The organism is Streptomyces caelestis (assembly GCF_001279005.1).
In the GTDB taxonomy this organism is placed as follows: Bacteria; Actinomycetota; Actinomycetes; order Streptomycetales; family Streptomycetaceae; genus Streptomyces; species Streptomyces heliomycini.
Genome location: NZ_LGCN01000226.1, coordinates 1 through 10,361, shown reverse-complemented (window position 1 = coordinate 10,361; position 10,361 = coordinate 1). Strand labels below are relative to the sequence as shown.

Genomic DNA, 10,361 nt, shown 5'->3' with positions numbered 1-10,361 from the left:
ACACCGGGGTGTGCGACCCGACGGTTCGCACACCCCGGTGTCCGCGGTCCTCCGGTCCCCGGCCCGGCGCCCCTCTCACCGTCCTGCACGGCGGCCGGCCCCGCCCCCCCGCCGGGTCGGCCCCCCGTGCGACCCCCCACCCCCCCCCGGCCGCCCGGCCCCCCCCCGCCGCATCCCCGCCCCACCGCCCCACCGTCCCGCCCGTGACGCCCCCCGGCCCCACACGCCGGTGGTTCCCGGGCGCCGTGCCCCGGTCCGGGCCCGGACACCGGGGTGTGCGACCCGACGGTTCGCACACCCCGGTGTCCGCGGTCCTCCGGTCCCCGGCCCGGCGCCCCTCTCACCGTCCTGCACGGCGGGCGGCCGGTCCCCGTCGCTCCGGCCGCCCGCCGTCCCCTGCCCAGAAACGGAGTATCCGCATGAGCAGCACCCTCGAGGTCTGCATCATCGGCGCCGGCCCCCGCGGGCTGTCGGTGCTGGAACGGCTGCTGGCCAACGAGCGCGGCGCCCCGGCGCACAGCGCGGTCACGGTCCACGTCGTCGACCCCTCGGCGCCCGGCGCCGGCATGGTGTGGCGCACCGGGCAGTCGCAGCACCTGCTGATGAACACGGTGGCGTCGCAGATCACCGTCTTCACCGACGACAGCGCCCGGATCGACGGCCCCGTCGAGTCCGGCCCCAGCCTCCACGAGTGGGCGCAGACCCTGGCCCTGCTCGGCGACCCGGCCGAGGTCGACCCCGTCGCCCTCGCCGAGGCCCGGCGCCTGGGCCCCGACTCCTACCCCACGCGCGCCTTCTACGGCCGCTACCTCCAGGACTGCTTCGAGCGCATCGTGCGGTCCGCGCCCGCCCACGTCGAGGTCCGGGTGCACCGCTCGCGCGCCGTCGCCGCGGCCGACACGCACGGCGTGCCCGGCGGCCCGCAGGGCGTCCGCCTGGAGGACGGCACCCGGCTCAACGAGCTGGACGCCGTCGTGATGGCCCAGGGCCACGTCCCGGCCCGGCTGTCGGCGCGCGAGGCGCGCACCGCGAGCCTCGCGCGCATCCACCACCTCACCTACGTCACCCCGGCCAACCCGGCCGACCTGGACCTGACCGGCATCCGGCCGGGCCAGAACGTGCTGCTGCGCGGGCTCGGCCTGAACTTCTTCGACCACATGGCCCTGTTCACGCTGGGCCGCGGCGGCCGCTTCCAGCGCACGCCGGGCGGCGGGCTCCACTACCGCCCCTCGGGGAACGAGCCGAAGCTGTACGCCTTCTCCCGGCGCGGCGTCCCGTACCACGCGCGCGGCGAGAACGAGAAGGGCGCCACCGGCCGCTACTACCCCCGCCTGCTGACCGCCGAGTACATCGCGACGCTCCAGGAGCGCTCCGCCGCCGGCCGGCCGGTCCGCTTCGGCGAGGACCTGTGGCCGCTGATCTCCCGCGAGGTGGAGAGCGTCTACTACGGCGCGCTGCTGAGCGAGCGCGGCGACGGGGAGCTCCGGGAGGAGTTCACCGACCGGCTGCTCGCGCTGGACCCGGCGGCCGACCCGGCCGCCCTCCTCGACTCCTACGGCATCCCGGCCGGGGAGCGCTGGGACTGGGAGCGCCTGTCGCGGCCGTACGGGGAGCGGGAGTTCGCCGACCGCGGGGAGTTCACCGGCTGGCTGCTCGGATACCTGCGGCGCGACGTCGAGGAGTCCCGCAAGGGCAACGTCAGCGGTCCGCTCAAGGCCGCCCTGGACGTGCTGCGCGACCTGCGCAACGAGATCCGGCTCGCGGTCGACCACGGCGGTCTCGAGGGCGACTCGCACCGCGACGACCTGGAGGGCTGGTACACGCCACTCAACGCGTTCCTGTCGATCGGCCCGCCGTCCTCCCGCATCGAGGAGATGGTCGCGCTGATCGAGGCGGGCGTGCTGACGCTGACCGGTCCGGGCACGCAGGTCCGCATCGACACCACCGCCCAGGTGTACGTCGCGACGTCGACGGCGGTGCCGGGCGAGCCGGTGCGGGCCACCGCGCTGATCGAGGCCCGGCTGCCCGAGCCGGACCTGCGCCGCACCGACGACCCCCTGCTGCAGCACCTGCTCGACACCGACCAGGCGACGCCGTACCGGATCGCGGGCGCGGGCGGCACCAGCTACGAGACGGGCGGACTCGCGGTCACCGAGCGCCCCTACCGGCTGCTCGACGGCCGGGGCCGCGCCCACCCGCGGCGCTTCGCCTACGGCGTGCCCACGGAATCGGTGCACTGGGTGACCGCGGCCGGCATCCGGCCCGGCGTCGACTCGGTGACCCTCGGCGACTCCGACGCGATCGCCCGCTCGGTGCTGGCGCTGCCGCCGGTGGCCCACGTGCCCGTCGGCGTGCGGCCGGTGGACACCGAAGGCGACCTGTCCGGGGTGATCGTGTGACCGCGGCCTCCGACGGACTCACGGACGCCGGGCTGCTGTCGCCGGTCAGGGCCGGCACCCCCGTCGAGGCGGCCACCGGCGACCGGGCCTGGCTGCAGGCCATGCTGGACGCCGAGGCCGCCCTGGCCCGGGCGCAGGCATCGCTCGGCACCGTGCCGAAGGAGGCCGCCGAGACCATCACGCGGGCCGCCGACGCCGGCCGGCTCGACCTGCGGGCGCTGGCGCTCGCGGCCCGGGAGACCGCCAACCCGGTGGTCGGCCTGGTGAAGGCGTTCACCGCGGTGGTGGCCGAACAGGACGCCCACGCCGCCGAGTACGTGCACCGGGGCTCCACCAGCCAGGACGTCCTCGACACCGGCACCATGCTGGTCGCCCACCGGGTGCTCGGCATCGTCCGGGCCGACCTCGCGCGCAGCGCGCGGGCCCTGGCGGAGCTCGCCGCCCGGCACCGGGACACGCCGGCCGTCGGCCGCACCCTCGCCCTGCACGCCGTGCCGACGACGTTCGGGCTGAGGGCGGCGGGCTGGCGGCAGCTGGTCCTGGACGCGGAGGCGCGCCTGGCCCGCGTCCACGAGGGCGGGCTGCCCGTCTCGCTCGGCGGGGCGGCCGGCACGCTGGCCGGCTACCTGGAGTACGCGGCCGTCGGCGACGACGGCCGGCGGCCCGATCCGGGCGACTACCTGGACCGGCTGGCCGACGCGTACGCCGCCGAGACCGGCCTCGCCCGGCCCGTGCTGCCCTGGCACGCGCTGCGCACCCCCGTCGCCGACCTGGCGGCCGCGCTGGCCTTCACGGCCGGCGCGCTCGGCAAGATCGCCGTCGACGTGCAGTCGCTGGTCCGCACCGAGGTCGGCGAGGTCGCCGAGCCCGGTCCGGACGGCCGCGGCAGCTCCTCCGCCATGCCGCACAAGCGCAACCCGGTGCTCGCCACCCTGCTGCGCAGCGCGGCCCTGCAGGTGCCGGCCCTGGCCGCCGCGCTCACCCAGTGCCTGGTCTCGGAGGACGAGCGGTCCGCCGGCGCCTGGCACGCGGAGTGGCAGCCGCTGCGCGAGTGCCTGCGGCTGGCCGGCGGCGCGGCCCACACGGCGGTCGAGCTCACCGAAGGTCTCCAGGTCAGGCCCGGGCGGATGCGGGACAACCTCGCCCTGACGGGCAGCCAGATCGTCTCGGAGCGGCTGGCCGCCCGCCTCGCCCCGCTGCTCGGCAAGGCCGCGGCCAGGGAGCTGACGACCGAGGCCGCACGGGTGACGGGCAGCACCGGCCGCCCGCTGGCCGAGGTGCTCGCCGGCCTGCCGGGCCTGCCGCCCGCGGCCGTGGGCGAGCTCGCCGGCCTGTGCGACCCGGCCGGTTACACCGGAGCCGCCGCCGCCCTGGTGGACCGTGCGCTACGGCACTGACCCCCCACCCCACCCGCCGCCGCGGCCCGGAGCCACCGGGCCGCGGCGGCACGACCCGGAGAAAGCCGAGGAGAAGATGGCCAGTGCACGAGCCGCCCGAGGGCGGTGGATCGAGAACTGGGACCCCGAGGACGAGGAGGCGTGGGAGCGGGGAGGGAAGCACGTCGCCCGGCGCAACCTGGTGCTGTCGGTGCTCGCGGAGCACGTCGGGTTCTCCGTGTGGAGCATGTGGTCGGTCCTGGTGCTGTTCATGTCGCCGAAGATCGGACTGGACTTCGCGCCCGACGAGAAGTTCCTGATGGTGGTGGTGCCCACGCTGGTCGGCGCCCTGCTGAGACTTCCCTACAGCAGTGCCGTGACCCGCTTCGGCGGACGCAACTGGACCCTGTTCTCCTCACTGGTGCTCCTGGTGCCGGCGGCGGCGACGGTGTACTTCGTGCAGCGGCCCGGCACCCCGCTGTGGGTGTTCCTGCTGATCGGCGCGGCGGCCGGGGCGGGCGGCGGCAACTTCGCCTCCTCGATGACCAACATCACCGCCTTCTACCCGCAGCGCAAGCAGGGCTGGGCGCTCGGTCTGAACGCGGGCGGCGGCAACCTGGGCGTCGCCGCGGTGCAGCTGCTCGGCCTGCTGGTGATCTCCGTCGCCGGGGACACCCATCCGGCGTACGTCGCCGCGTTCTACCTGCCGCTGATCGCGCTGACCGCGCTGCTGGCCGCGCTGCGCATGGACAACGTGGCCATGGTGCGCGCCGAGCCGGGCGCCCAGCGCGAGGCCGCGGCGAACCCCCACACCTGGTGGATCTCACTGCTGTACATCGGCACGTTCGGCTCCTTCATCGGCTTCGGGTTCGCCTTCGGGCTGGTGCTGCAGAGCCAGTTCGGGTCCACGCCGCTCCAGGCCGCCTCGTTCACCTTCCTCGGGCCGCTGCTCGGCTCGGTGGCCCGTCCTCTCGGCGGCAGGATCGCCGACCGGTTCGGCGGGGCGCGCGTGACGATGTGGGCGTTCGCCGGGATGGCGGTCGGCGCCGGCGTCCTGCTGTGGGCCGGCGAGAACGGTTCGTTCGCGCTGTTCGTGGCCGGGTTCACCTGGCTGTTCGTGGTCAGCGGCGTCGGCAACGGCTCGACGTACAAGATGATCCCGGCGGTCTTCGCCCGGCAGGCGGAGGACGCCATCACCTCCGGCCGCGACGCGACGGCGGCCTTCGCGGCCTCCCGCCGCCTGTCCGGGGCCGTCATCGGCATCGCCGGCGCGGCGGGCGCGCTCGGCGGGGTCGCCATCAACCTCGCCTTCCGTTCGGCGTACGGCGGCGCGGGCGGCGGTGCGCCCGCGTTCTGGTCCTTCCTCGCCTTCTACGGGCTGTGCGCCGTGGTGCTGCGGGCCGTGTACCTGCGCGGCGAGCGTCCGAGCGACCCCCTGCCCGCCGCACAGCAGAGCCGGGCCTCCCATGTCCGGTGAGGGGAGGCCCGGACGGCAGCGGGAGAGCACCACCCACTGCCCGTACTGCGCGCTGCAGTGCTCCACCGTGCTGTCGGGCGAACGGGGCGGTGTGGCGGTGCGGCCCTCGGCCGACTTCCCGGTCAACCGGGGCGGGCTGTGCCAGAAGGGGTGGACGGCGCCCTCCGTGCTGGCCGTCCCCGACCGGCTGCTGACCCCCCTGGTGCGCGGGGCCGACGGCGTGCTCGCGCCGGCCGGGTGGGACGAGGCGCTCGACCTGGTGGCCGGCCGGCTGCGGGAGCTCCGCGCACGGCACGGCGCCGACGCGGTCGCGGTGTTCGGCGGCGGCGGGCTGACCAACGAGAAGGCGTACGCGCTCGGCAAGTTCGCCCGCGTGGCCCTGGGCACCAGCCAGATCGACTACAACGGCCGGTTCTGCATGTCGTCGGCGGCCGCGGCGACCACGGCGGCCTTCGGGCTCGACCGCGGGCTGCCGTTCCCGGTCACCGACCTGGACGGGGCCGACGTGATCCTGCTGGCCGGGGCCAACCCGGCGGAGACGATGCCGCCGCTGCTGCGCCACCTGGAGGACGCGGACCTCGTCGTCGTCGACCCGCGCCGCACCCGCACCGCCGAACGGGCCGCGCTGCACCTGAGCCCCGCCCCCGGCACCGACCTCGCCCTGGCCCTCGGCCTGCTGCACCTGGCGGTCACCGAGGGGCTGGTCGACAAGGAGTACGTGGACGCGCGCACCACCGGCTTCGACGCGGCCTGGGAGACCTGCGCCGCCTGGTGGCCGGAGCGCGTGGAGGAGGTCACCGGCGTGCCGGCGGACGACCTGCGCACGGCGGTGCGGCTGCTGGGCGGCGCCCGCCGGGCCTACGTGCTGACGGGCCGGGGCGCCGAACAGCACAGCAAGGGCTCCGACACGGTCGCCGCCTTCGTCAACCTGGCCCTCGCCCTGGGGCTGCCCGGCCGGGAGGGCAGCGGCTTCGGCACGCTGACCGGACAGGGCAACGGGCAGGGCGGCCGCGAGATGGGCCAGAAGGCGGACCAGCTGCCCGGCTACCGCTCGCTCGCCGACCCCGCCGACCGCGCGCACGTGGCCGCCGTGTGGGGCGTGGACGCGCGGGCACTGCCCGGCCCCGGCCGCAGCGCCTACGAACTGCTGGACGCCCTCGGCGGGGACGGGGGGCCGCGGGCGCTGATGGTGTTCGGGTCTAACCCGGTCGTCTCGGCGCCCCGGGCCGCCCACGTCACCGAGCGGCTGAAGGCCCTCGACCTGCTGGTGGTGGCCGACTTCGTGCCGTCCGAGACGGCCGCGCTCGCCGACGTGGTGCTGCCCGTGGCGCAGTGGGCCGAGGAGGAGGGCACGCTGACCAGTCTGGAGGGCAGGGTGCTGCGCCGCCGCGCCCATCTGACCCCGCCGCCCGGCGTGCGCACCGACCTGGAGGTGCTGCACGCGCTCGCCGTCCGGCTCGGCCAGGACGCCGGCCGCTTCCCCGTCCGGCCCCGGGAGGTCTTCGACGAGCTGCGCCGGGCCTCGGCCGGCGCCCGCGCGGACTACTCGGGCGTCAGCTACGCGCGCCTGGACGCGGGCGAGGCCCTGTACTGGCCCTGCCCGGCCGGCGGTGACGGCGCCGCCCATCCGGGAACGCCGCGGCTGTTCCTGGACCGGTTCGCGCACCCGGACGGGCGCGCCCGGTTCGCCTCCGTGGACCACCGGCCGTCCGCCCGGGAACCCGACGAGACCTTCCCCCTGTACGGGACGACCGGCCGGGTACTGGCCCAGTACCAGTCGGGCGCGCAGACCCGCCGGGTGCCCGAGCTGGTCGAGGCCGCGCCGGAGACGGTCGTCGAGATGCACCCGGACACCGCCCGCCGCTTCGGCCTGGCCGACGGGCAGACGGCCGAGGTCGGCTCGGTGCACGGCGCCACCCTGGCGCGCGTGCGGCTGACCCGTACGGTGCGCCCCGACACCGTGTTCGTGCCGTTCCACTTCCCGGGCGCCGGCCGCGCCAACCTGTTCACCGGCGACGCGCTCGACCCGCGCAGCCGCATGCCCGAGTTCAAGGTGAGCGCGGTGCGCGTCACGCCGGCGGGTGAGCGGCCGTGACCGGGGTCGTCATCGTCGGCGGCGGCCCGGCCGCGCACCGGCTGGCCGCCCGGCTGGTGGGGTACGGACACCCGGGCGGGGTGACCGTGGTCGGCGCCGAGCCGCGGCCCGCCTACCACCGGGCCCTGCTCGGTTCGGTCCTGGACGGCACGCTCGACGCCGGCCGGCTGGCGCTGCCCGCGCTGCCCGCCGAGGTGCGGCAGCTGACCGGCGTGCGGGTCACCGCCGTCGACCGGGCCCGCCGCACGGTGCGCACGGGCGACGGCCGCGCACTGCCCTACGACGTCCTGGTGCTGGCCACCGGGGCCCGGCCGAGGGTGCCGCCGGTGCCGGGTCTGGAGACCGGACCCGGCCGGCTCGCCGAAGGGGTGCGCGCGGTGCGCACCGCGGCCGACTGCCGTCCCCTGTCCGAGGGGCCCGTCGTGGTCCTCGGCGGCGGGATCCGCGGCGTCGAGACGGCCTGGGCGCTGAGCGGCACCGGTCAGGAGGTGGCGCTCGTCCACCCCGCCGGGCACCTGATGGAGCGCCACCTGGACGCGGCGGGCGCCGCGGTGCCCGCCGCGTGGCTCGCCGGCCGGGGCGTCACGCTGCACCTGGGCCGCCGGGCCGCCGAGTACACGCCGGGCAAGGTCGTCCTCGACGACGGCCAGGTCCTGGCGGCGGGCACCGTGCTGCTGTGCACGGGCACGGTGGCGGAGACCGCGCTGGCCCGCGCGAGCGGCCTCGACGTGCGCGAAGGGGTCGTCGTCGACGCCCTGCTGCGCACCGGCGATCCGCGCGTCCACGCGATCGGCGACTGTGCCGAGCACGCGGGCGCGGTCGGCACGACCGTGCTCCAGGCGTGGGAGCAGGCGGAGGCGCTCGCCCTGACCCTCACCGGGCGGCAGCGGCCGTACGCGCCCGGGCGGCGCGTGCTGCGGCCGCGCACCCCGGGCAAGGACATGGTCGTCCTCCCGCCGGCCGGCCCCGCCCGGCCGGACAACACCGACGGGACGGACGACATCGACGGGACGGTCTCGCTGCTGGACCGGGCGGGGGGCCGCCACGCCCGCCTCGTGCTGCGCGACGGGCGCCTCCACGAAGGGGCCGTCATCGGCTCGCCGTCCGCCGTCGCCGCCGTGAGCCGGCTCTACGCCCGCGACGAGCCGGTCCCCGCCGACCTGCTCGCGCTGCTGACCGGCGCCGACGGCGCGTACGCGGGCGACGGGACGCTGCCGGACGAGGCCGTGGTGTGCCACTGCAACAACGTCACCGGGAAGGCCCTGAAGGACGCCTGGCACCGCGGCGCGCACGACGAGGCGGCGCTGGCCCGGGCGACCCGGGCGACGACGGGGTGCGGCGGCTGCGCCTCGGTCGTACGGCGGCTGTGCACCACCCTCGCCGACGACGGCGACGACACCCCCGCGGAAGGAGCGACGCCGTGACAACGCGCACCCTGGTCGTGGCCGGCCACGGCATGGTGGGCCACCGACTCGTCGAGGAGATGCTCACGCACGACCGGCACGGCCGGTGGCGCGTCGTCGTGCTCGGCGAGGAACCGCGCGCCGCCTACGACCGGGTGGCGCTGTCCTCCCTGCTCGACGGCGCCACGCCCGACGACCTCGCCCTCGCCGGGCCCGACGTCCTCGGCGACGGCCGCCTGCGGCTGCGCCCGGGCACGACGGTGACCGGCGTCGACCGCCGGGCCAGAACGGTGACCTGCGACGACGGCACCGAGACCGGCTACGACGCGCTGGTGCTGGCCACCGGTTCGCGGCCGTTCGTGCCCCCCGTGCCCGGACGCGACCTGCCGGGGTGCTTCGTGTACCGGACGGTGGAGGACGTCGCGGCGATCCGCGCGGCCGCCGTAGCGGGCCGGGAGGCGGTGGTGGTCGGCGGCGGGCTGCTCGGCCTGGAGGCCGCGAACGGCCTGAGGCTGCTGGGCATGCGGCCCCGCGTGGTGGAGATGGCGCCGTGGCTGATGGCCCAGCAGATCGACGAGGGCGGCGGCCGGGTGCTGGCCGGGGCGATCGAACGGCTCGGGGTGGGCGTGCACTGCTCCAGCGCGCTGCACGCGGTCGGCGCGGGCCCGGACGGCCGGGCCGACCGGGTCGAACTGGCCGACGGCACGGTGCTGGACGCCGCGCTCGTCGTCTTCGCCGCCGGGGTGCGGCCGCGCGACGAACTCGCCGCCCCGCTGGGGCTCGAGCGCGGTGGGCGCGGGGGCTTCCTGGTGGACGGCTGGTGCCGGACCGCGGACGAGCACATCTGGGCGATCGGCGAGTGCGCGGCCGTGGAGGGCCGCTGCCACGGGCTGGTGGTCCCCGGCTTCCGGATGGCCGAGACGGTGGCCCGGCAGCTGGTGGACGGGGCGGGCGAGCCGTTCGCCGGGGCGGACGGCTCCGCCAAGCTCAAGCTCCTCGGCGTCGAGGTGGCCGGCTTCGGCGACGCGCACGCGCGCGCGCCGGGGGCGATCGAGTACGTACGGGAGGACCGGCGGGCCGGCACCTACGCGAAGGTGGTCCTGGCCGCGGACGGCCGCACGCTGCTCGGCGGCGTCCTGGCCGGCGACACCCGCGCCTACCCGGTGCTGCGCGGCCTGACCGGCCGCGAACTGACCGCGTCGCCCGACGAGTTGCTGACCGGGGCGGCCGGGGGCAGCTGAGCCTCCGGCCGGTCCGGTGGGAGTGGGACGGTGAACCTCCGGGGGCGGGCAGCGGGGCGGACCCCGTCGCCCGCCCCCGGCGGATCAGTGCCTTCGGCTACGGAAGCGGAGAGCGGCTTCGACGGCCGCGGTGTCCTCAGCCGTAGTTGATCCAGGCCCGGGTGGCGCCGTTCTCAGGATTGACGTCGAGGTACTCGGCCCGGCCGTCGTCGTTGAGGTCGGCGAACTGGATACGCGCTCCGTCGACGAGGACGCCGCTGGCGACGGTTTCCTGCGGGTACCACAGCCAGTCGCTGCCGACCGGTTCCTTGGGGTTGGGTCCGCCGTTGATCCACGCCTGGACCGAGCTGTCGGCGTTGACCTTCAGGTA

7 protein-coding genes are annotated in these 10,361 nt (G+C 76.7%); 6 read left to right on the top strand and 1 reads right to left on the bottom strand.

Going from position 1 to position 10,361, the window contains the following annotated elements; translation table 11 throughout:
• The first annotated feature begins 419 nt into the window (after nucleotides 1-419).
• The 6 genes from ADK41_RS28430 to ADK41_RS28405 all read left to right on the top strand — a co-directional run bounded on the left by ADK41_RS28430 (nucleotide 420) and on the right by ADK41_RS28405 (nucleotide 9,991).
• Nucleotides 420-2,399 carry an FAD/NAD(P)-binding protein gene (locus ADK41_RS28430; RefSeq protein ID WP_030835445.1) on the top strand — a complete coding sequence of 660 codons (1,980 nt, stop codon included), beginning with the start codon at nucleotides 420-422 and terminating at the stop codon, nucleotides 2,397-2,399.
• Nucleotides 2,396-3,796 carry a 3-carboxy-cis,cis-muconate cycloisomerase gene (gene pcaB, locus ADK41_RS28425; protein ID WP_030835448.1) on the top strand — a complete coding sequence of 467 codons (1,401 nt, stop codon included), beginning with the start codon at nucleotides 2,396-2,398 and terminating at the stop codon, nucleotides 3,794-3,796. Before ADK41_RS28430 ends, pcaB begins: the two co-directional genes overlap by 4 nt.
• Before the next feature lie 76 nt (nucleotides 3,797-3,872).
• Nucleotides 3,873-5,252, top strand: coding sequence for an MFS transporter (locus ADK41_RS28420; protein WP_030835451.1), 1,380 nt, complete (start codon nucleotides 3,873-3,875; stop codon nucleotides 5,250-5,252).
• A complete protein-coding gene (locus ADK41_RS28415; protein ID WP_030835453.1) occupies nucleotides 5,242-7,347 on the top strand; it encodes a molybdopterin oxidoreductase family protein in 2,106 nt (701 codons plus the stop codon). The genes ADK41_RS28420 and ADK41_RS28415 overlap by 11 nt, the downstream gene beginning before the upstream one ends.
• Nucleotides 7,344-8,771: an FAD-dependent oxidoreductase gene (locus tag ADK41_RS28410; protein ID WP_030835456.1), complete on the top strand. Its 1,428-nt coding sequence runs from the start codon at nucleotides 7,344-7,346 to the stop codon at nucleotides 8,769-8,771. The genes ADK41_RS28415 and ADK41_RS28410 overlap by 4 nt, the downstream gene beginning before the upstream one ends.
• Entirely contained in the window at nucleotides 8,768-9,991 is a 1,224-nt protein-coding gene (locus ADK41_RS28405) for an FAD-dependent oxidoreductase (protein WP_234319107.1), read from the top strand. Before ADK41_RS28410 ends, ADK41_RS28405 begins: the two co-directional genes overlap by 4 nt.
• Nucleotides 9,992-10,127: 136 nt before the next feature.
• Here ADK41_RS28405 and ADK41_RS28400 read toward each other — a convergent pair.
• On the bottom strand, nucleotides 10,128-10,361 hold a 234-nt coding region (locus ADK41_RS28400; protein WP_159043992.1), incomplete at its 5' end, for a hypothetical protein.

Bases quoted from the DNA above. Each gene is read 5' to 3' on its own strand.
- ADK41_RS28430 (WP_030835445.1), top strand. From the start codon at position 420: ATGAGCAGCACCCTCGAGGTCTGCATCATCGGCGCCGGCCCCCGCGGG.
- ADK41_RS28420 (WP_030835451.1), top strand. From the start codon at position 3,873: ATGGCCAGTGCACGAGCCGCCCGAGGGCGGTGGATCGAGAACTGGGAC.
- ADK41_RS28415 (WP_030835453.1), top strand. From the start codon at position 5,242: ATGTCCGGTGAGGGGAGGCCCGGACGGCAGCGGGAGAGCACCACCCAC.